The sequence below is a fragment of the Microbacterium wangyouchuni genome (genome assembly GCF_051546305.1).
Lineage (GTDB): Bacteria > Actinomycetota > Actinomycetes > Actinomycetales > Microbacteriaceae > Microbacterium.
This window is the reverse complement of sequence record NZ_JBPTMA010000001.1, coordinates 408,848-428,525: the sequence shown is the minus strand read 5'-3', so window position 1 is coordinate 428,525 and position 19,678 is coordinate 408,848. Positions and strand designations below refer to the sequence as shown.

The following is a 19,678-nucleotide window of genomic DNA, read 5'->3' as shown; positions in this document are numbered from 1 at the left end:
CGTAAACTGCTGGTGTGCTGCTGTGCGTGACGGCGAGTCACAAGACCGCCTCCTTTGAAATGCTCGAGCGACTGAGCCGCACCCCCGACGACCTTGCGCCGAATCTTCTGCGTATTGCGCCGTGCGTGCAGGGTGCTGTCGTGGTGTCGACCTGCAACCGCTTCGAGGCGTATGTCGAAGTCGATGAGCCGGTGACTGCTGCCGGCGCCGTGGGCGTGGAAGCGGTGCTCGAGGCGATCGAGCAGTCCACGGGCATCACGGCATCCGATCTTGAGGGTGCGTACGCCGTGCATTCGGGTCGCCGGGTCGCCGAGCACCTGTTCGCCGTGGCATCCGGTCTCGAATCCGTCGTCCCCGGCGAAGGCGAGATCGCCGGTCAGGTCCGGCGTGCGCTGAAGGTCGCTCGCGAGGACGGCACCACGTCTCCGGAGCTGGAGCGCCTGTTCCAGCGTGCGAGCCAGGCGCAGCGCAAAGTGAAGAACGTCACCGCGATCGGCCGCGCCGGCCGCTCACTCGTGCGCCTCTCGCTGGAACTTGCCGACAGCCGCATCGCGGACTGGACTGCTGAGCGCGTTCTCCTCGTCGGCACCGGCGCTTACGCGGCCGTCACCCTGGCCACGCTCCGCGAACGGGGCGCAACGAACATCTCGGTGTACTCGCCATCAGGACGCGCGGAACTCTTCGCGAAGAAGCACGACATCGTCGCGGTGGCCGAACGGGACTACACCCGCGTCGCCATGGAATCGAGCCTGCTGATCACCTGCACCACGGCGACCGAGCCTGTGCTCGGTCCCGAGCATTTGCAAGCACAAGCCGGTGCTGTCGCGGGCGGATGCCCGGTGGGCGCTGCCGCTCAGTCGTCGCAACTCGTCATCGACCTCGGCATGCCGCGCAACGTCGACCCCGCAGTGGCGCACCTCGAGGGCGTCGCCTTGCTCGACCTCGAGACCATTCGACTGCACGCACCGCTGGAAGAACTGCAGGCGACGGATGCTGCGCGCAGCGTCGTGCGAGAAGCTGCCGACACCTTCAACGTCGTCGGCGACCGACAGAGTGTGACGCCGGCAGTGGTCGCGTTCCGCACGCACATCCTCTCGCTCATGGAATCCGAGATCGAACGTGCCCGAGCCCGCGGTGACGAGGATGGCAGGGTCGAGCAGGCCATGCGCCATCTGGCCGGAGTGCTCACCCACACCCCCACGACGAGGGCGCACGAACTCGCCGCCGACGGGCGTGGTGCGGAGTTCATCGCAGCCCTCGAGACGGTTTACGGCATCAGCCCCGCTGCGGCTGGGGCTGCGGGCGCCGGCCCTGCGGCCGCGGCATCCGCCTGACCGCCCCCGCCGTTCCGGTCAACCACCCACCGCTCCGGTCAACGCACTCCCCCTGACCACCCCACCGCTCCGGTCGCACTTTATGTCGCTATTCCGCGGTTAGAGCGACACCAATTGCGACCGGAACCTCGTATGGAAGTGAAACACGTGCCTTTGATCTCGCCCGCGTCCCGCCTGCTCGCCCTCGTTGCCGTCGGAGTGTTCTCTCTGAGCCTGTCGGCCTGCGCCGCGCCCCCAGCGACCGAAGAGAAGCTTCCCGCCGCTGAGTCCGCGGCCGCGACTCCCGAGCCCACCGCGGAGCCGACTCCCACGGCAGAGGACATCAACGGCCGCTGGTGCCCGACAGCGGAGAGCCCCGCGACCGAGCCCTGCGTGACCATCGCACTCCCGAACGCCACCCGTGACGATGGTTTCGTCATCGACATCGCTCAGCACGGTTCACCCGCCGAAACCGAGGACGGCGGGTTTTCATTCTCAACCGTCGATGCCCCGTTCGGCACCTACTACCCGGCGGGCACAGAGATCGCTGGCGGCACTCCGGATTACTACCCCGGCACCGATCTGCCCGACGCGGACCGCGTCTGGAACGGACAGAGTGGGACGATGCTCGTGCGCGTCGCGACACCGGAGATCACCGCAGCAACCTGCGCGGACGTCACTGCCGGTGAGGCGCTGGCTGCCTGGGGCGGTGAACTGGCCGCAGCTCCCAACGGAACGTGGGATCTGAAGGACGAGATGGGCTGGGCAGATGAGACTTACGATGCCTGCGCGACGCTGTCGTGGATTGTCGTCCCGCTCACGGGCTGCTGCCTGGGCGGTTACCCGTACGAGGTCATGCTCTTCCACAAGGGCGAGTTCGTGCAGACAGCTACCGAGGAGGTCTACGGACGCGCTCCGGAGATCACCCGCATCTCCGAGGACGAGATCGAGATCATCCGGTCGTGGGTTCCCGATGGTGGCTCGGGCGCCGGACCCTACGAGTCCGCAGCCTCGACCTTCACCTGGGACGAAGGCACCGAGGCCGTCGTCCGCGAGGGGGATCTGCCGCCGTATTCATTCTGACCTGCGGTCAGCGCGGCCGAGTGCAACACCGGATGCACGGTCCTACACATCACCGCCGCCAATTCGCCACTGATCGACGACCCGTTCATGCTGTTGGAGGGGATGTCCTCGACCAGCAGGTGCGCTGACCACGGGGATCGTCCGGCGATGCAGATCTCTGGTCAATCATCGACCGCTTCGGCGAGAAGCGATGCGATCGCTTCACGCACGCGGGGAAGATCGACGTTGAGGGTGGCCCACACTGCGTCATAATCGGTCGCCTCGTAGTGATGCGCGAGCCGATCGCGCATGCGCTTGATGCTCGACCAGGGCACCTGCGGGTTCGCGACGATCGTTTCATCGCTCAACCGCGCGACATTCTCACCAATCTTGATGATGATCGATTCGGCCGCAAGCCCCGGTGTGTTGAGATCATCCGAGACGTACCACTCGCGGCCTCGACCGGCGAGTCGGGTGCCGTTGTCGCACAACCGCACGATCTCACGCAACGACCGTTCGTCCCTATCGCTCACGCGGCCACCGCTGTCCGGAGGATCGGATGATCAGCGGGGAGCCCTCCGTCTGTGACCACGTCGATCGGAACGCCGAGCAACTGTTCGGCGGCGAAGGCGAACTCAGCGATCGTCAGCAATCCGACGTTCGGCGAGCGGGTGACAAGGATATCGAGATCGCTCAGCGCAGTGTCCGTGCCCTGCGCGGCGGAGCCGAACACGCGCACGTTGTTCAGCCCGTACTCCGCAGCGAGCTCCTTGAGTTCGTCACGATGCTGTTCGAGCGCCTCGTGAGGGAAAGGGCGCATGGCCGACCGCAACCTATCGACCATTGCCGCCGACGGATTCCGCCGCCCTGACTCATAAGCGGCGATGTTTGGCTGCGCAACACCGCTGCGCAATGCGAGCTGCGCTTGGCTGAGCCCAGCTCGCTCGCGCAAATCGCGCAACACTTCACTCATATCATGATGATATCGCGCCGAAGGATTCCGGGAAAGGGGAGAAATCGGGCATCGAGCACCCCCTGCAGCATCGCCCGCTTGCAATGTACGAAGCGCCATCACGCGCATCAGGCCATGGGGTCTGGCGGCGGTCACCCCTGGCAGACTGGATGCATGGCCCTTCACATCACCGGAGACACCGCCGCCGATTCGCTGCTGACAGACAACCCCCTCGCGCTGCTGGTCGGGATGCTCCTTGACCAGCAGGTTCCGATGGAGACCGCGTTCGCCGGCCCGCTGAAGATCGAGCAGCGCACCGGCGCTGTGGATGCCGCCGCCATCGCCAGCATGGATCCCGAGGCCTTTCTCGAAGCATTCCGTCAGACGCCAGCTGTTCACCGTTTCCCCGGTTCGATGGCGACGCGGGTGCAGACGCTCTGCCAGGTACTGGTTGAGGAGTGGGGTGGGGATGCTGCGGCACTGTGGACGACGGGCGACCCTGATGGCCCCGAGGTGCTGAAGCGGTTGAAGAAGCTCCCCGGCTTCGGAGAGCAGAAGGCGAAGATCTTTCTCGCACTTCTGGGCAAGCAGTACGGCTTCACTGGCGCGGGCTGGCGCGAAGCGGCTGGCGACTACGGTGTGGAGGGTTCGCTCCGCAGCGTCGCCGATATCGTCTCGGTCGAGTCACTGACGAAAGTGCGCGAGAACAAGAAAGCGATGAAGGCTGCCGCGAAGGCAGCGAAGTGAAGCAGACCGGAGGCAGCATCGGCGCCTTCATCGCAGATGTCACGCCAGCTGGACGACGCCGGGATGCCGAAACACTCACGGCCGTGCTGCAGGAGATCTCCGGACGCGAGCCCGAGCTGTGGGGAACGATCATCGGCTTCGGCAGCTGCCACTACCGCTATCCGACCGGCAGCGAAGGCGATATGCCCGTGCTTGCCTTCGCGCCGCGCAAGACGGCATCGACGCTCTACCTCGATGACACCTCTCGGCACGGCGAGGCGCTCGCGATTCTGGGCCCGCACACTACAGGCAAGGGGTGCCTGTACATCAAAGATCTCGAGGCGGTCGACCTCACGGTCCTGCGTGGCATCCTCGAGAATGTGCTCGCCTGGACGGAATCCGGGGGCAGCGAAGAGGTTGAGCTGACTATCACCGGCTGACGCGCCCGCCGCCGTTCACCGGCGCGAAAGCCGGTCAGCGTCCGCCGTAGCGTGCAACGATCTCTTCGGTGAGCGCGGGCCAGATGCGCTTATGGTCGTCACCGAAGGCGACCCCCGAGAGGAATGCCGCGGCGATGTCTCGGGAGCGGTCGATGAACAAGAAGCTGCCCTGCCCCCCGAAATGTCCGGCTGTCTCGGGCGGCATCGTGTCGCTCAGCCAGTGCGGACTCTTGGAACCCTTGATCTCGAATCCCAGTCCCCACTGGTTGTCGTCGAACGAGCCGTAACCGGGCACGACGCCGTGCAGCCCGGGCCTCGACACCATGAGCGCGAGGTCGCGCAGCTCGACGGGAACCAGCTTCGGTCGCAGCACCTCGCGACCGAAGATCAGTAGATCGGCGATCGATGCCCGGTAACCCGCCGACGGCCGGCCGACCACTTCAATGTCAGTCATCCCGAGGGGCCCTGTGACCTCACGAGTCATCCATTCATCGAACGGCATGCCCACGGCCTCGGCCACGTGCGCGCCGAGCGCGTCGAACCCGGCATTCGAATAGATGCGTCGCGTTCCGGGCTTCGCCTGCGTCTGCTCACCCTCGAACGGCAGCCCGCTGGTGTGGTCGAGCAGGTTCAGCAGTGTGGAACCCTCCGGCCCGGCTGGTTCATCGAGGTCGACGAGCCCGCGCTCGACGGCGATGAGCACGCCCCAGGCCGAGATGGGTTTGGATACGGATGCCAAAGGCAGCACCGTGTGCGAATCCCCCTGCACAGCCAGGGTCGCCTCGGGGCCGGTAACGCCGATTAGGGCTGTATGCGGGAAGCCGTCGGTCGCGGCGAAAGTCGTCGTCTCCATCCCGCCATCGTCCCACGATGCTGTCGAGGTCAGGCGCCCTTCAGCCGCTCGGCGAGGTAATCGTTCAGCTCGGCAACCGGAACGCGCTCCTGCGACATCGTGTCGCGGTCACGGACCGTGACGGCGTTGTCGTCGAGCGAATCGAAGTCGACGGTGACGCAGAACGGGGTGCCGATCTCGTCCTGACGACGGTAGCGGCGGCCGATGGCGCCGGCGTCGTCGAAGTCGATCGCCCAACGGCCGCGCAAAGAATCGGCCACCTCGCGTGCGAGCGGCGAAAGCTTCTCGTTGCGCGACAGCGGGAGAACGGCCACCTTGACCGGAGCCAGGCGCGGGTCGAGCTTGAGCACCGTGCGGGTGTCGGTGCCGCCCTTGGCATTGGGCACCTCTTCTTCGACATAGCTGTCGACGAGGAACGCCATCATCGAGCGCGTCAGACCGAACGAGGGCTCGATCACGTACGGCGTGTAGCGCTCACCGGATGCCTGATCGAAGTAGGACAGGCTCTGACCGGATGCCTCGGAATGACTGCTGAGGTCGAAGTCGGTGCGGTTGGCGACGCCCATGAGCTCGCCCCACTCGGAGCCGGGGAAGTTGAACCGGTACTCGAAGTCGATGGTGCCAGCCGAGTAGTGCGCACGCTCATCGTCGGGAACATCGAAACGACGCATGTTGGTCGGATCGATTCCGAGGTCGACGAACCATGCCCAGCACGCCTCGACCCAGTGCTCGAACCACTCCTGCGCGTCAGCTGGCGGGACGAAGAACTCGATCTCCATCTGCTCAAACTCGCGCGTGCGGAAGATGAAGTTTCCGGGCGTGATCTCGTTACGGAATGCCTTGCCGACCTGGCCGATGCCGAACGGGGGCTTCTTCCGGCTGGCGGTGAGCACGTTCGCGAAGTTCACGAAGATGCCCTGTGCGGTCTCGGGGCGCAGGTAATAGAGGCCCGATTCGTCATCGACGACGCCGAGGTAGGTCTTGACCAGACCGGAGAACGACCGCGGTTCGGTCCACTTGCCGCGCGTGCCGCAATCGGGGCACGCGATGTCGGCCATCCCGTTCTCGGGCTGGCGGCCCTTCTTGGCTTCGAACGCCTCGAGCAGGTGATCCTCGCGGTGACGCTTGTGGCACTGCAGGCACTCCACGAGCGGGTCGCTGAAAGTGGCGACGTGCCCGGAGGCTTCCCAGACGCGCTTCGGGAGGATGATCGAGGAGTCCAGGCCCACCATGTCGCCGCGGCCGCGAACGAAGGTCTGCCACCACTGGCGGCGGATGTTCTCCTTCAGTTCGGTTCCGAGAGGACCGTAGTCCCAAGCCGAACGGGAGCCGCCGTAGATCTCACCCGCTTGGAAGACGAACCCGCGGTGGCGGGCGAGGCTAATGACCTTGTCAAGACGGGACTGTTCGGCCACGGTGGCTCCAATGGTCGGATGCGGCGGGGGTTGCGCCCGTGAATACGGGCGATTCAATCCTATCCGCGCTGTCGCTGACGATCAGCCCCGGGTGTTCAGCGGTTCGGGAAAGCCTCTCCACCGCCAGCAGCGAGCGCGTTCGCGACGATGGCAAGGTACTGATTCATCATCTGCTGTGGCATCGCCGGCATGCTCTGCTCCCAGTAGGGCAGGATCGCCCCTCGTCCCTGCATCATGCCGGCCGGACGCGCATACGCCCACAGGTGCAGGTGCGCCGAGCCGTCGTTCCAACGCGAGAAGTGGCAGCGTGCCACGGCGGGAATCGCCTTGGTAGCCTCGGATACCCGCCGCAGGACAGGTCCGAGTCCGGCGAGCACCTCGAGCGGGGCATCCTCGAGCGTCACGTGCCGCCGCGGCGAGATCGCGCCGACGAACGGCAGCCCGGTAGGCCCTTGCATGCCTCCGCCGACCTGCCACTCATCGTCCTGCCAGATCGTGTACTCGGACGGTCGGCAGTGATGGCACTGCGAGGGGTCGAGTTCGCCATGGCGCGGATTCTCGGGAACCAGCATCGGCGCAAGCTCCAGCAGTTCGAACGCCGCGATGCTCGGTGCGGGACCGCTGCCCGGTACACCGCTCGTGTCGAGCGTCTGCCCGATCGGCGCCCAACGATGCCAGTCGGTGTCAGCTGGATGCTGCATGGACTCCGCGTCAGATGTCATCCGTCCATATAAGCAGAAGCCGTCAGGACGGATCGGTGAACAGGTACCCGCGCTCGGCGTCGAAGCCGGAGAGGGTAAGTCCGCGTCCGAGCAGCTCCTCCATCTCCCCGCGCAGGCGCAGACGCCATTCGTGGGCGGCATCCGGATCTGATGCGCGCATCGTCTCGACGTCCGAGGGAATCTCCAGCGTCGCAGCGATGGTGTCATCGGCGGGCCGCTTGGCGATGTCGGCCAGCATCCACTCGACGTCCAGACGGTCACTTTCGTCGCCGGCGTCGCCGCCGCCGAAGATGCCGTAGTTGTTCACGGAATATCCCGTCACCCGTGCGCCGAGCACCGTGAGGAAGAAGTGAGCGTTGCGCGCAACGAGCGGATCGAACGTCCAGGTAACTCTGCCGACGTCACGCGAGAACGCCCACTGCCGCTGGTGTTCCTTGAGCTCACGCCCCCACCCGCGGCCGCGATAGTCGGGCAGCAGCGCGGTGATGTGCGAGTGCATCGTGCGCTGGCCGGGAACGCCGAAGAAGGCGATGGATGCTCCGACCATGCGCTCCACGCCGGATTCGTCGTCGAAGAATCCGACGACGTAGTTTCCGGACTGCTCCAGCGCACGGAGGGTTCCCGCATCGATCACGCGCTCCGGCCCGCGGATGGCATCCAGCAGGGACTGCGCCTCAATGATGAGCTCAACGGTGTCTAGATCACGTATGGTTCGCACGCCTCCAGTCTGCCCCGCAAAACCCAATACAGACCCCGAACTGCTCATCCCGGCGCCGCGGCAGCAATGTCAGCGCACGACATCTTTGGATTACAGTCCAGTCACAGCACGGCAATCCTCGCTTGTGAACGCAAACATTTCGAGGTTTAATGGTTCCACGGCGCTTGTGTCACAGCATCCGTCTCGACCGTCAGTCACATGACCCTCAAAGAGGAGAACACCTCATGGCAACCACACGAATCACACGCACGGCCGCCGTCGTCGCCGTCGGCGCGATGTCGGCATTCGGGCTCGCTGCGTGCAGCTCGGCCGACACCGGTAACGGCTCCGGTGGCAACACCGCCGAAGGCGAATCGATCACGATCGAGTACATGCACCGCCTCGACAACGGCGCTGACATGGCTACCGTCGCTGAGATCACCGAGCGCTGGAACGAAGAGCACCCCGATATCCAGGTCAAGACGACCAAGTTCGATGGTGCCGCGACCGACATGATCCTCAAGCTGGAAACCGATGTGAAGGCCGGCAACGCCCCGTGCCTCGCGCAGGTCGGTTACTCCGAGGCTCCTCAGCTCTACGTGAAGGGTCTTCTCGAAGACGTCACCGCCGAGGCGGAGAAGTACGCAGACAACTTCTCCGGCGGAGCATACGCCGGCATGCGCGTCGGCGACGTCGTCGTGGGCCTGCCCCAGGATGTCGGCCCGCTGGTCTACTTCTACAACGCGGCAGAGTTCGAGGCTCTCGGCCTCGATGCTCCCGCAAACATCGAAGAGCTCACCGCTGACTCGGTCACGGCAGCTGCCGCTGGCAAGTACCTCACCGCTTTCTCGCCGGACGAGGCCACGCACTGGCTCGCCGCGCAGTCCGCTGCCGCCGGCGACACCTGGTTCTCGACCGAGGGCGACGAGTGGGTCGTCAACGCTGAGGGCGAAGGCTCGCAGACGGTCGCCGCTTTCTGGCAGAACCTGCTCGACACCAACCAGACCCTCAAGGCCGACCGCTGGGGCGAGCCCTTCACGATCGCGCTCAACGACGGCAGCCTGATTGGCCACATCGGCGCAGCGTGGGAGGCAGGCTTCCTGCTCGACTCGCTCGATGGCACCCCGGCCGAAGGCCAGTGGCGCATCGCCCAGCTGCCCGACTTTGGCGCCGGCGCCATGACCGGCCCCGACGGCGGATCCGGCGTTGCAGTCCTGAAGGGCTGCGAGTACCCGGCCGAGGCCATGGAGTACAACAACTGGTTCAACACGCAGATCGACGACCTCTCCTCGCAGGGTCTCGTCGTCGCGGCCGAGGGCACGCCCGAGACCAGCGAGAAGATGCTGCGCCAGTTCGGCGACCAGGACGTACTCGCTGAGCTTGCCACGGCCACCGCGAACATGAACCCGGACTTCCCCTACGCTCCCGGATTCTCCACCCTCGCCGCCATGAACGAGACGGCAGCCGCCGTCGTCGCCGGCGACGCGCAGGTCGCGGACATCTTCACCACCGCGCAGCAGACCGCGGTCAAGGCTCTGACAGACCTCGGTCTGCCAGTCGCCGAGTAACTCCCCCGCTCTCTGAGCAGCCAGTTCCGGCGGAGGACACGACGATAGTGTGTCCTCCGCCGGACCTATTTCTTCCGAAAGGTGAGATCACGCCGTGACCACTACCGCTGAGACCATCGGCCAACGGCCGCTTACGAGAAAGGGCTTCCGCGCTCGGCAGGAGGCGCGCAACGGCTGGCTGTTCATGGCCCCGTTCGCCATCTTGTTCACCGTGGTCTTCCTCATTCCGATCATCATCTCGGTGCGCTCGGCGTTCTTCTCGCAGGTTCCCTCCGGTGGTGGCCTGTTCGGTGGCGGCGAGCTGGTCGACACGTTCGTCGGGTTCGACAACCTGGCCGCGGCTGCCACCAACGGCGCATTCTGGGCAGGCATGGGGCGCGTCGTCCTGTACGCCGCATTCCAGATCCCGGTGATGATCATCGTCGCCCTCGCGCTGGCGCTGCTGCTGGATTCATTCATCGTGCGGCGCCCGGCGTTCTTCCGCCTCGCCTTCTTCCTCCCCTTTGCGATCCCGGGCGTCATCGCCGCCATGATCTGGCTGTACATGTACACCCCCGAGGTGTCGCCGTTCATGCAGTTCCTGCCCGAGGGAACGAACTTCATGGCCCCGGGCACGATCCTCGCGTCGATGGCGAACATGACGACGTGGACGTTCACCGGTTACAACATGCTGATCTTCCTCGCAGCCCTCCAGTCGATCCCGCGCGAGCTGTACGAAGCCGCCCGCCTCGACGGCGCCAACGGGTTCCAGATCGCCATGAAGATCAAGGTCCCTATGGTGCGCGGCGCCGCGTTGCTCGCCGTCCTGCTTTCCATCATCGGCACGATCCAGCTCTTCAACGAGCCGATGATCATGGAGGGCGCGAACTCCTGGATGGGCCTGGATTACACCCCCATGATGCTGACCTACAACTCGATGATGGGCGAGATTTCGCCGTCAGGCAGCGGTCCCGCATCCGCATACTCCCTGCTGATGGCAGTCATCGCCGGCGCACTCGCCGTCGTGTACTCCTTCGCGCAGCGTAAGAAGGCGAACTGATATGAGCACTACTTCTCTGATCACCGCACCGGTCAAGCGCAAGCCGCTGAAGGCGACGTCCGGCGACATGCCGCCGCGTTCAATCGCTCCGGGCCCGGTCGCCAAGACCTTCGGCATCATCGCGCTCGTCTTCGCCCTGGTGTACTTCCTGATGCCGGTCTACTGGGTTTTCGTCGCATCTACCAAGAGCAACGCCGACCTGACGAACACGTTCGGATTCTGGTTCGCGAACTGGAACCTCGACACCAACTACGCCAGCCTCATGAGCTGGACGCAGGACCTGTTCTGGCGCTGGGTGGGAAACTCCATCCTGTACTCGACCCTGGCCGGTGTCATCGGCACCCTGTTTGCGATCATGGCCGGTTATGCGATCGCCAAGTTCGTCTTCCCGGGTAAGAAGATCGCTGTCACCGTCATCATGGCGGGTCTGCTGCTGCCCGTCGCGCTGCTGACCGTGCCGCTGTACATGGAGTTCCATGCCCTGGGCCTGACGAACACCATGTGGGCGATCATCATCCCCTCGGCCGTCTCACCGTTCGGGGTATTCCTCGGCATGGTCTACGCCGAGTCCTCGGTGCCGACCGAGTTGCTCGAGGCTGCGCGCATCGACGGCGCGAGCGAGGCCCGGATCTTCTTCACCATCGTGTTGCGCCTGCTGTCGCCCGCGATGGTCACGATCTTCCTGTTCATCTTCGTAGCCACCTGGAACAACTTCCTACTGCCGTTGATGATGATCTCCAGCGCCGAGTTGAAGCCGGTGACTCTGGGGCTGTACGGCATGATGAGCTACTTCGCTCCGGAGAAGGGCGCGGTCATGCTGGGCGCATTGCTCGGCGTCATCCCGCTGATCATCCTGTTCTTCAGCCTGCAGCGCTACTGGCGCTCGGGCCTGGCCGCCGGTGCGGTCAAGGGCTGATCGCCAGAACACAGAAGAGGGGGAAGATGCCGTGCTGGCGTCTTCCCCCTCTTTATGTGTGTCCGGTCAGGAACCGATGAATTCCTCGACAGGGCCGTACTCCGGCGTCTCGCGCAGCTCGACGGCGGTCGGGAGCGCATCCGTGTCGAGCACGACGATCTCGTTCGCGCCGGCCTTCCACAGCGGAGCGGGTGCGTACAGCGTGAGCTGAGGACCTCGCGACCAGTAGCGGCCGAGCAGGAAGCCGTTCAGCCACACCATGCCCTTGACTCCGCCGGGGAAGGCGAGCCAGGAGTCGGCCGGGGCCTCGACCTCGACGGTCGCGGTCGCGACGCCAGCCATGTCTGGGGTTCCGGTCGCCGTCGGCACCTCGAGCGGAAGCGCGCGGTGCGTCCAGCCGTGGATGTACCGGCGACCGTTGACGCGAACGCCGCGCAGGATGCCCTTGTGCTCGCCCGTGAGAGGACCGTAGTTGATGCGTCCCAGGCTCTCGACGAGGATCGTCAGGATGCCGCGACGCGCGCCGCCAGGAACCGTGAGCACGTGCTCACCGTCGTGCTCCATGACGCCGATCCGCTCGTCATCGATGAAGACGACAGCACGGTCTCGCAGGCCGTCGATGTCGATCTTGCTGTCCGCGGGGATGTCGATCTGCGCCTGGTAGACGACGATGCCGTCCTCGACGCCCAGCTGCTCGAACGTCTGCGGCATCGGGGAGGCCCCGCCGACTGCGGGCAGAGTCTCGAGCATCGCGCGCAGGCCGATGGCCGCCGTCAGCGCGACGGCCTGTGCCGGCTGCACCGGGTTCGGCGCGGGAACGGCAGGCAGTTCCTCGTCGTGGAACGGCGCGAAGGCGGCGCGCAGCGCGTCGAACTTCGCGTTGGTCGATCCGTCTTCGCCGATCGGAGCATCCGAGTCGTAGCTCGTGATCGTCGGCTGCACGACGCGGTCGTAGTTCGCGCCAGCCCACAAACCGAAGTTTGTGCCCCCGTGCGCCATGTACATGCTGACCGAGCCCCCGGCTGCAAGCAGCTCGTCGACTGTGCTCATCATGCTGTCGGCCGAACGCACGTGATGCTGCTCGCCCCAGTGATCGAACCATCCACCCCACAGCTCACTGCACATCAGTGAGTGGCCGGCGGGAAGGAGGGCTTCAGCCTCGGCGACGCCGGTGCCGAAGGTGAATGTGGTCATCGCACCCTCGGTAGCTCCGTGCGTAACCATGTCACGCTGCGTGCCATCGGCGGTGGTGAGCATCTCGACGATGCCGCGCGAGGTCAGCGCATCGCGCTGCTGGCGGATGTACTCACTGTCACTGCCGAACGAGCCGTACTCGTTTTCGATCTGCACCGCGACGATCGGTCCACCGTGGGCCGCCTGCAGAGGGACCATCCGCGGGATCAGTTCGTCGTACCAGCGGTCGACTGCGGCGATGTACGCGGAGTCGCTGGTTCGGATCGCCGAGGTGCGCCCGGTGAGCCAGAACGGCAGGCCACCGTTTGACCACTCCGCGCAGATGTACGGGCTCGGACGCAGGAAGACGTCGAGGCCCACGTCTCCCGCCAGACGGATGAAGGATTCCAGATCGCGCCAGCCGTCGAAGCGGATGTCGCCCTCGACGCGCTCGTGGAAGTTCCAGGCCACGTAAGTGTCCACAGTGTTTGCGCCCATAGCGGCGAGTCGACGGAGGCGGTCTTCCCACTGGTCCGGGTGGATGCGGAAGTAGTGCATTGCGCCGGAGAGGATGCGGTGCGGCTGTCCGTTGCGGAAGAGCTGCCCGTCCCGCCAGACGATCGCCGGGTTCAGACCCGGGGAAGGCGAGAATGCTTGATTCATCAGGGACTCCTGCGTGACTATCCCAATCCGGAATTTCTCCGAAGCGGGGACGGATGCCTGTCGCACGAGGCTGCGCGCGACACACCTGGAGAGCTCTTCCGTCCCGAGAGGCGTCACTGCGCAGTCTGGCATGACAAAAACTGTTTGCGTTCACATTATTGCACTAATGACCAAGGAACGCCTCGCCTTCGAGCCCCGCGATCACTAGCATGGAGGGCATGTCACCCCGCCGGGATCCCGCTGATCGCGCTCCCAATCAGAACGATGTCGCCCGTGTCGCCGGCGTCTCCGCGCAGACCGTTTCACGCGTCATGTCGGGACAGAGCAATGTTCGCCCTGACACGGCACGAAAAGTTCTCAATGCCGTGGAGGAACTCGGCTACCGCGTACATGCGGCAGCCGCCTCACTCGCATCCGGCCGCACCCGCGTCCTCGGCGTGATCGTGCTGAGCACGAACCGCTACTCCACAGCCGCCCTCGGCGTCGGGATCGAGCGCGTCGCAGCCGAGAACGACTTCACCGTCAGCACAGCATCCGTGTCGGATCACGCCCCCATCGAAGAGATTCTCGCGGCCTTCGATCGCCTCGAGCGCCAGGGAGCAGAAGGCATCATCCTCGGCGTTCCGGTGTCGCTCGATCATGCCGGAATGCGAGCGCGAACACAGCGCACCCCATCGACCCACAACGTGCGCGTCTCCCCCGAAGAAGACGCCGCGTTCGCCGTCGATCAGACCGAGGTCGCCCGGCTGGCCGTCGAGCATCTGCTGGAACTCGGTCATGAAACCGTCTGGCACATCTCCGGCGACGAGTACTGGACCGAAAGCGTCCAGCGCCGCGAGACGTGGGAGCAGGTGCTGCGCAGCCACGGCATCGAGCCCCCGCCCGTGATCCCCGCGGACTGGACCAGCGAATCCGGCTACCGCGCCGGACGCACGATCGCGGCGATCCCGGGCGCGACCGCGGTGTTCGTCAGCAGCGATGAGATGGCATTCGGTGTCATCCGCGCACTCCACGAGGCCGGACGCCGCGTACCAGAGGACGTCTCGATTGTGAGCGTCGACGACATCGCGCTGGCCGCTTATGCGGCCCCCGCCCTCACCACGGTGCGCCAGCCTTTCGAGGAGGTGGGCGCGGCAGCGGCCCGCCGTGTCATCGCCGAGATCGAAGGCACCGAGCCCCAGGGGGAAGTGCCGCGCGTGGAGCCGACCCTCATCCTGCGCGCATCCACCGCTCCACCGAATCTGCGCCAGGACTGATCAGCTGATTGCAGCGCCACGGACCGCCGCCGCTTCGGACACCGATAGCCTGAGATGATGCGAGACGGTGATGAGCGAGCGAGAAAGCGACTCTCCCGCTCCCCGAATCGCGCTCTGACGGTTGCCGCGCTCGCTTTCGCCGGCCTGGTTTCGGCGTTCATGTTCACGCTCGTCGTGCCGCTGCAGGCCGAGCTGCCGCATCTGCTGAACGCATCACGCGAAGACACCACCTGGGTCGTCACGATCACCCTGCTCGTCGCCGCCATCGCCACGCCGATCTCCGGGCGTCTCGGCGACATGTATGGCAAGCGCCGCGTCGTGTTCGTCCTGCTGGTACTGCTGATCATCGGCTCCGTGATCGCGGCTCTGTCGACGTCGATCGTCGGCGTCATCATCGGCCGCGCGCTGCAGGGCGCTGTCACCGGTGTCATTCCGTTGGGCATCGCCATCATGCGCGACATCCTGCCCATGAATCATCTGGGCACCGCCGTCGCGCTGATGAGCGCGACGATGGGTGTCGGTGGTGCACTCGGGATGCCCCTGGCCGCCTACTTGGCACTCAATGCCGACTGGCACTCGCTGTTCTGGCTCGCGGCCGGGCTCGGTGTGATCGGGCTGGTGCTGATCTTCTTCTTCGTCCCCGAGGACGTTCTGCTCGCGCCCGGACGCCTGGATGTTCTCGGCGCCCTGGGCCTTGCCGCAGGCCTCACGGGCCTGCTGCTGTATGTATCGCGCGGGGCCGAGTGGGGCTGGACCTCACCCGTCGGGCTGAGCCTCGTCATCGGCGGTGTCGCCGTCCTCGTGCTGTGGGGCTGGTATCAGCTACGAACGAAGGACCCACTGCTGGATCTGCGGGTTGCCGCTCGTCCCGCTGTGCTCTTGACGAACATCGCCGCGATCGGGATGGGCTTCGCGCTCTTCTCGTCCAACGTCACGTTCCCGCAGATGCTCGAGCTGCCGGTGGAGACGGGCTCAGGCTTCGGGCTCGACATGGTCACCGCCGCGTTCATCATCATGCCCGCAGGCCTGGTCATGATGGTGATCTCACCGCTGTCCGGCTGGCTCGAGCGGACGATCGGACCGCGACCGCTGTTCACCGCCGGCGCGGCCGCGATCGTCATCGCGTACGTATTCGTGCTGGTCTGGTCGAGCGAGTGGATGCACATCCTCATCGCCAATGCGATCATCGGCGTCGGCATCGGGTTCACCTTCGCTGCCATGCCGATGATCATCATGCGTTCGGTGCCGGCTAGTGAGACGGGAGCCTCGAACGGCCTCAACGCCCTGTTCCGCTCGGTCGGCACCTCCAGCGCCTCCGCTGTCATGGGCGGGGTGCTGGCAGCGATGAGCGTCGAGGTCGACGGTGTCGCGATCCCCACGCGGGAAGCCTTCGATGTCTGCTTCTGGCTCGCGATCGTCGCCGGGATCATCGCCCTGGTGCTGTCGCTGCTCATCCCGAAGAACCGCTCGATCGAACCGCGACCGTCGCTGCCGAGCTGACCGACCACTGGCTCGGACGCCGCCGATCAGAAGGTGAAGCCGTCCGGGTCGCCAGCCCGCGATGGCCGTAGCCGGTCCGGCAACGGCCACGGCAATACGTGCTGCTGCGCATACCCGGACATGTCACCGTAGTCATCGATCTTCACGACAATACGGCCAGGCGTACCATCACCGTCCGGGGTGACCTCGACCATGCGCACACGGAGCGGGCGTTCGGCCTCCCCCTCCAGCATCCACGGATCAGCGAGCCAGGCAAGGCCGTGCGCTTCCAAGGCGGCCTCGGCGTCCAGCCACTCTATGGCCCCCGAGACGGGGCGGCCGAGCACGTCGACGGCGACCCAGTCGTCGCCTTCGGGGTGGATCCAGCCGAGCAGCTCGCCATCGTCGCGGCGGTGCGGTGTCCAATCGTCCATCCGTCGATCGTACGCATGCCGCGCGCACCGCGCCGGCGTGCTTGCCTGGGCAACTATTCCGGACAGAATGGATCCATGTCCGTCCCCCTCACCCGCATGACCGCGCAGCAGTCCCGCGCCTGGCTCGCGCTCATCTCCACGGCTGAACTGCTGCCCGCAGCTCTCGATGCCCAGCTTCAGCGCGATGCCGACCTCACGCATTACGAGTTCATCCTGCTCAGCGCACTGCAGCGCAGCGGAGCGATGCGGTTGAGCGATCTGGCCGCCGCGACGAATGCGACGCTCCCCCGCGCATCGAAAGTCGTCAGCAGATTGCAGCGCCGCGGGCTGGTCGGGCGCGAGGAGAACCCCGAAGACCGACGTGCGGTGCAGCTGACGATCACGAAGCGGGGACGCCGACAGCTGGTGCTCGCGACGCCTAAACACTTCGAAACGGTGCACGAGCTCGTGCTCGATCGCCTCGATCCCGACGCGCTGACCGCACTGGCAGATGCGCTCGAGCCCGTCGTCGAAGCACTCGACCCGCAGCGTCGGTTCGGACCGTTCTGACCTGTCACGGTTCGTCATGCGAATCGGTCGGTGCCGGTGGTGCTGGATAGCATCACGAACATGAGCACGATCGCCACCACCACCGCCGGAAGCCTGCCCCGCACCGAAGCCCTTATCGCCGCGAATGCCGCCCGCACCGTGGCCGAGGATGGTTTCACTCTCGAGTCCACACCCGAGTTCGAAGCTCTGGTCTCGGATGCCGTGACCGATGTCGTCGCGCGTCAGCGTGCCGCCGGCATCACCCAGATCGGCGACGGCGAGTTCGGTAAGGCGATGTCGAACGCTGTCGATTACGGAGCATGGTGGAGCTACTCGTTCCAGCGCGTGAGTGGCCTCTCCCTCACCGCGAACAACCTGTTCACGCAGCCCACCGCGGTATCCACCCCCGGCAGTATCAAGCTGACCAGCTTCGCCGACCGTCGCGACCGCCACCTGTTCCCCGCTGTCTACAGTGACCCGCATTCGGGTGCCTTCGCGGGCAAGCCGGCAACCGAGTTCCCGACCACCACCGGCCCGCTCGCCTATCGCGGACAGGATGCTGTCGCCGCCGACATCCGCCACCTGAAGGCGTCACTCGCTGAGGGCGAACAGGGCTTTCTGACCTCCATCGCACCGGGCTCTGCCGCGCGGGTGTGGAATGAGCACTACTCCGACCATGATGCGCACCTGTGGGCGTGGGCCGAGGCTCTGCGCGAGGAGTACAAAGCGATCACCGACGCTGGACTCATCGTTCAACTCGACGACCCCTCGCTCGCTGAGAACTGGGACCAGATCAATCCCGAGCCCAGCATCGAGGACTACCTCGCGTTCACCGCGAAGAGCATCGAGGCGCTCAACTACGCGATCGAAGGACTGCCGAAGGAGCTGCTGCGCCTGCACCTGTGTTGGGGCTCGTGGCACGGTCCGCACGTCACCGACGTCGCGGTCGGCAAGATTCTGCCGGCGATCCTCAAGGCGAATGTCGGATCGGTCTCATTCGAGGCCGCGAACGTGAGACATGAACACGAGTGGACCGCATGGCGGGATGCTGCCCTGCCGGACGATCTCGTCCTGGTCCCGGGCATCGTCAGCCACGCCACCAATGTCGTGGAGCACCCTGACCTCGTCGCCCAGCGCATCGAACGATTCGCACAGATCGTCGGCCCCGAGCGCGTCATCGCCTCGACCGACTGCGGGCTGGGCGGACGCGTGCACGCCGACATCGCCTGGGCGAAGCTGGAATCGCTCGGCGAGGGCGCCCGGCGCGTGCGCGTCTGACAGCGGCCCTGCGCCCGGGCCCGCGCGCTTCGGTTCGGCGCGCTTCGGTTCGGCGCGCTTCGGCCCGGCACACCTGCAGGGCCGAAGCACGGATGCAGGGCGAAACGCCGAGGAATCCCCTGCATCCGTACGATCAGTCTGCATCTGTACTGAAAGCGGGCGGAAACGGGCCGAACGGGACCGAAACCGGGCCTCACGGGGGCCAGCTCAGTGGGTGTACTCCATGAGCTCCAACCCCAGAATCCGGAACGCATCGTGCGCGCGCAGCCGGTGGGCGATGGAGAGGTCGTCGAAGCAAACGATCATGGCGTAGGCGATGCCGGCGCGAGGCCCGGCCAGTACCCCGGCCTCGGCCCTGACTCCGCTCTCGCGGCCGGTCTTGTTGATGAACAGCAGCCCGTGCCGGTCGTGCTCATGCGCGAAGGGGTCCAGGCCCGTCGACGCGGCGATCAAAGTGAGGTCGTGGTTCAGACTCAACCACTCGGCGACCTGCGAACTGACCGCGGCATCGACCGCCTGAGCGTTCACCAGGGCTGAGAAGAGCGCGGCCAACTCCCGCGTCGTGCCGACTGCGACATGCGGCGCGTCATCCGGGCCGCGTTCGTCTCGGAACTGATCGAGCACGGTGGTGCGCTCCAGGCCGAGCGAATCCAGGCGTGCGAGCACGCGGTGATGCCCGACCCGGCGCAGCAGGATGTTCGCCGCGAGCGGGTCCCCCGTAGCGGCGGCCAGCACGGCCAGGTCGGAGAGCGGCAGCGCCGGTGCTCGAAGGTTTCGCCACAGTCCGGAACCTGCCACCGCCTCAACCGAGTTCCGATCAATGATCTCCAGCGGATCGAGTGCTCCCGATTCGAATCCCGCGGCGACCTCGATCAGCAGCGGGACGACACCGACCCCACCCATCGGCAGCGTCACGTGGTCATCTCCGGCGAGCACTTCGCCACCATTGTCGAGGTCGCTGACATGCACGGAGACCCGAGCTCCGGCATCCGCTAACTGCTCGAGAGCGCGCATCGTGGACGTGAACGTGCGCTTGCCGATCGCCGCACGGCGCGGCAAACGCCGGGTGGTGCCACGAGATCGGCGCAGCGTTGGCGGCGATGTCTCTTCAACGGGCTCGGGGGGAGTGCCCACGCGTAGTCCTTCCCAGGACGATCACTTCTT

At 65.7% G+C, this 19,678-nt stretch carries 20 protein-coding genes; 11 read left to right on the top strand and 9 right to left on the bottom strand.

The window, feature by feature from the left end; all coding sequences use genetic code 11:
- Nucleotides 1-26: 26 nt before the first annotated feature.
- Entirely contained in the window at nucleotides 27-1,334 is a 1,308-nt protein-coding gene (locus ACSS7Z_RS02100; RefSeq protein WP_438252780.1) for a glutamyl-tRNA reductase, read from the top strand.
- 147 nt (nucleotides 1,335-1,481) lie between these two features.
- Entirely contained in the window at nucleotides 1,482-2,396 is a 915-nt protein-coding gene (locus ACSS7Z_RS02095; protein WP_438252779.1) for an LppP/LprE family lipoprotein, read from the top strand.
- Nucleotides 2,397-2,557: 161 nt separating this feature from the next.
- Here the strand turns inward: ACSS7Z_RS02095 and ACSS7Z_RS02090 are convergent, their stop codons facing one another.
- Together ACSS7Z_RS02090 and ACSS7Z_RS02085 are read right to left on the bottom strand one after the other, a co-directional pair.
- Complete coding sequence (locus ACSS7Z_RS02090; protein WP_438252778.1) at nucleotides 2,558-2,908, bottom strand: HepT-like ribonuclease domain-containing protein; 351 nt, start codon at nucleotides 2,906-2,908, stop codon at nucleotides 2,558-2,560.
- Nucleotides 2,905-3,348, bottom strand: coding sequence for a helix-turn-helix domain-containing protein (locus tag ACSS7Z_RS02085; protein ID WP_438252776.1), 444 nt, complete (start codon nucleotides 3,346-3,348; stop codon nucleotides 2,905-2,907). The genes ACSS7Z_RS02090 and ACSS7Z_RS02085 overlap by 4 nt, the downstream gene beginning before the upstream one ends.
- Before the next feature lie 153 nt (nucleotides 3,349-3,501).
- Between ACSS7Z_RS02085 and ACSS7Z_RS02080 the strand changes: the two genes are divergently transcribed.
- Together ACSS7Z_RS02080 and ACSS7Z_RS02075 are read left to right on the top strand one after the other, a co-directional pair.
- Complete coding sequence (locus ACSS7Z_RS02080; RefSeq protein ID WP_438252775.1) at nucleotides 3,502-4,074, top strand: HhH-GPD-type base excision DNA repair protein; 573 nt, start codon at nucleotides 3,502-3,504, stop codon at nucleotides 4,072-4,074.
- The gene (locus ACSS7Z_RS02075; protein WP_438252774.1) at nucleotides 4,071-4,493 is read left to right on the top strand and encodes a DUF1801 domain-containing protein; all 423 of its coding nucleotides are present in this window, start codon (nucleotides 4,071-4,073) and stop codon (nucleotides 4,491-4,493) included. Before ACSS7Z_RS02080 ends, ACSS7Z_RS02075 begins: the two co-directional genes overlap by 4 nt.
- A gap of 34 nt (nucleotides 4,494-4,527) precedes the next feature.
- Here the strand turns inward: ACSS7Z_RS02075 and ACSS7Z_RS02070 are convergent, their stop codons facing one another.
- From ACSS7Z_RS02070 to ACSS7Z_RS02055, 4 genes are all read right to left on the bottom strand, one after another.
- The gene (locus ACSS7Z_RS02070) at nucleotides 4,528-5,346 is read right to left on the bottom strand and encodes a serine hydrolase domain-containing protein (protein ID WP_438252773.1); all 819 of its coding nucleotides are present in this window, start codon (nucleotides 5,344-5,346) and stop codon (nucleotides 4,528-4,530) included.
- Between the two features lie 29 nt (nucleotides 5,347-5,375).
- On the bottom strand, nucleotides 5,376-6,761 hold the full coding sequence (locus ACSS7Z_RS02065; protein ID WP_438252772.1) for a glycine--tRNA ligase: 1,386 nt from the start codon (nucleotides 6,759-6,761) through the stop codon (nucleotides 5,376-5,378).
- A 95-nt stretch (nucleotides 6,762-6,856) separates the two neighbouring features.
- Entirely contained in the window at nucleotides 6,857-7,483 is a 627-nt protein-coding gene (locus tag ACSS7Z_RS02060; protein WP_438252771.1) for a hypothetical protein, read from the bottom strand.
- A 22-nt stretch (nucleotides 7,484-7,505) separates the two neighbouring features.
- On the bottom strand, nucleotides 7,506-8,201 hold the full coding sequence (locus tag ACSS7Z_RS02055) for a GNAT family N-acetyltransferase (RefSeq protein WP_438252770.1): 696 nt from the start codon (nucleotides 8,199-8,201) through the stop codon (nucleotides 7,506-7,508).
- A 224-nt stretch (nucleotides 8,202-8,425) separates the two neighbouring features.
- Between ACSS7Z_RS02055 and ACSS7Z_RS02050 the strand changes: the two genes are divergently transcribed.
- From ACSS7Z_RS02050 to ACSS7Z_RS02040, 3 genes are all read left to right on the top strand, one after another.
- Nucleotides 8,426-9,748 carry an ABC transporter substrate-binding protein gene (locus tag ACSS7Z_RS02050; protein ID WP_438252769.1) on the top strand — a complete coding sequence of 441 codons (1,323 nt, stop codon included), beginning with the start codon at nucleotides 8,426-8,428 and terminating at the stop codon, nucleotides 9,746-9,748.
- Between the two features lie 94 nt (nucleotides 9,749-9,842).
- A complete protein-coding gene (locus tag ACSS7Z_RS02045) occupies nucleotides 9,843-10,787 on the top strand; it encodes a carbohydrate ABC transporter permease (RefSeq protein WP_438252768.1) in 945 nt (314 codons plus the stop codon).
- A 1-nt stretch (nucleotide 10,788) separates the two neighbouring features.
- Nucleotides 10,789-11,703: a carbohydrate ABC transporter permease gene (locus ACSS7Z_RS02040; RefSeq protein WP_438252767.1), complete on the top strand. Its 915-nt coding sequence runs from the start codon at nucleotides 10,789-10,791 to the stop codon at nucleotides 11,701-11,703.
- Nucleotides 11,704-11,769: 66 nt separating this feature from the next.
- Here ACSS7Z_RS02040 and ACSS7Z_RS02035 read toward each other — a convergent pair whose 3' ends face one another.
- Entirely contained in the window at nucleotides 11,770-13,539 is a 1,770-nt protein-coding gene (locus tag ACSS7Z_RS02035) for a glycoside hydrolase family 35 protein (protein WP_438252766.1), read from the bottom strand.
- A 218-nt stretch (nucleotides 13,540-13,757) separates the two neighbouring features.
- On the opposite strand from ACSS7Z_RS02035, the gene ACSS7Z_RS02030 reads away from it, so the two are divergent.
- Nucleotides 13,758-14,795 (top strand): LacI family DNA-binding transcriptional regulator, encoded by a 1,038-nt coding sequence (locus ACSS7Z_RS02030; protein ID WP_438252765.1) that lies wholly within the window; start codon nucleotides 13,758-13,760, stop codon nucleotides 14,793-14,795.
- Between the two features lie 57 nt (nucleotides 14,796-14,852).
- Nucleotides 14,853-16,295, top strand: a complete 1,443-nt coding sequence (locus ACSS7Z_RS02025; RefSeq protein WP_438252764.1) for an MFS transporter — start codon at nucleotides 14,853-14,855, stop codon at nucleotides 16,293-16,295.
- A 26-nt stretch (nucleotides 16,296-16,321) separates the two neighbouring features.
- On the opposite strand, the gene ACSS7Z_RS02020 is transcribed toward ACSS7Z_RS02025, so the two are convergent.
- Nucleotides 16,322-16,708: a hypothetical protein gene (locus ACSS7Z_RS02020; RefSeq protein WP_438252763.1), complete on the bottom strand. Its 387-nt coding sequence runs from the start codon at nucleotides 16,706-16,708 to the stop codon at nucleotides 16,322-16,324.
- A gap of 75 nt (nucleotides 16,709-16,783) precedes the next feature.
- On the opposite strand from ACSS7Z_RS02020, the gene ACSS7Z_RS02015 reads away from it, so the two are divergent.
- Nucleotides 16,784-17,257 (top strand): MarR family winged helix-turn-helix transcriptional regulator, encoded by a 474-nt coding sequence (locus ACSS7Z_RS02015; RefSeq protein WP_438252762.1) that lies wholly within the window; start codon nucleotides 16,784-16,786, stop codon nucleotides 17,255-17,257.
- Between the two features lie 60 nt (nucleotides 17,258-17,317).
- Complete coding sequence (locus tag ACSS7Z_RS02010) at nucleotides 17,318-18,514, top strand: cobalamin-independent methionine synthase II family protein (protein ID WP_438252761.1); 1,197 nt, start codon at nucleotides 17,318-17,320, stop codon at nucleotides 18,512-18,514.
- Nucleotides 18,515-18,721: 207 nt separating this feature from the next.
- Here the strand turns inward: ACSS7Z_RS02010 and ACSS7Z_RS02005 are convergent, their stop codons facing one another.
- Nucleotides 18,722-19,648, bottom strand: coding sequence for a serine hydrolase (locus tag ACSS7Z_RS02005; protein WP_438252760.1), 927 nt, complete (start codon nucleotides 19,646-19,648; stop codon nucleotides 18,722-18,724).
- Nucleotides 19,649-19,678: the final 30 nt, after the last annotated feature.

Coding starts and splice junctions, on each gene's coding strand:
- ACSS7Z_RS02085 (WP_438252776.1), bottom strand. CDS start 3,348: ATGAGTGAAGTGTTGCGCGATTTGCGCGAGCGAGCTGGGCTCAGCCAA.
- ACSS7Z_RS02080 (WP_438252775.1), top strand. CDS start 3,502: ATGGCCCTTCACATCACCGGAGACACCGCCGCCGATTCGCTGCTGACA.
- ACSS7Z_RS02070 (WP_438252773.1), bottom strand. CDS start 5,346: ATGGAGACGACGACTTTCGCCGCGACCGACGGCTTCCCGCATACAGCC.
- ACSS7Z_RS02060 (WP_438252771.1), bottom strand. CDS start 7,483: ATGACATCTGACGCGGAGTCCATGCAGCATCCAGCTGACACCGACTGG.
- ACSS7Z_RS02050 (WP_438252769.1), top strand. CDS start 8,426: ATGGCAACCACACGAATCACACGCACGGCCGCCGTCGTCGCCGTCGGC.
- ACSS7Z_RS02040 (WP_438252767.1), top strand. CDS start 10,789: ATGAGCACTACTTCTCTGATCACCGCACCGGTCAAGCGCAAGCCGCTG.
- ACSS7Z_RS02035 (WP_438252766.1), bottom strand. CDS start 13,539: ATGAATCAAGCATTCTCGCCTTCCCCGGGTCTGAACCCGGCGATCGTC.
- ACSS7Z_RS02030 (WP_438252765.1), top strand. CDS start 13,758: ATGTCACCCCGCCGGGATCCCGCTGATCGCGCTCCCAATCAGAACGAT.
- ACSS7Z_RS02025 (WP_438252764.1), top strand. CDS start 14,853: ATGCGAGACGGTGATGAGCGAGCGAGAAAGCGACTCTCCCGCTCCCCG.
- ACSS7Z_RS02020 (WP_438252763.1), bottom strand. CDS start 16,708: ATGGACGATTGGACACCGCACCGCCGCGACGATGGCGAGCTGCTCGGC.
- ACSS7Z_RS02015 (WP_438252762.1), top strand. CDS start 16,784: ATGTCCGTCCCCCTCACCCGCATGACCGCGCAGCAGTCCCGCGCCTGG.
- ACSS7Z_RS02010 (WP_438252761.1), top strand. CDS start 17,318: ATGAGCACGATCGCCACCACCACCGCCGGAAGCCTGCCCCGCACCGAA.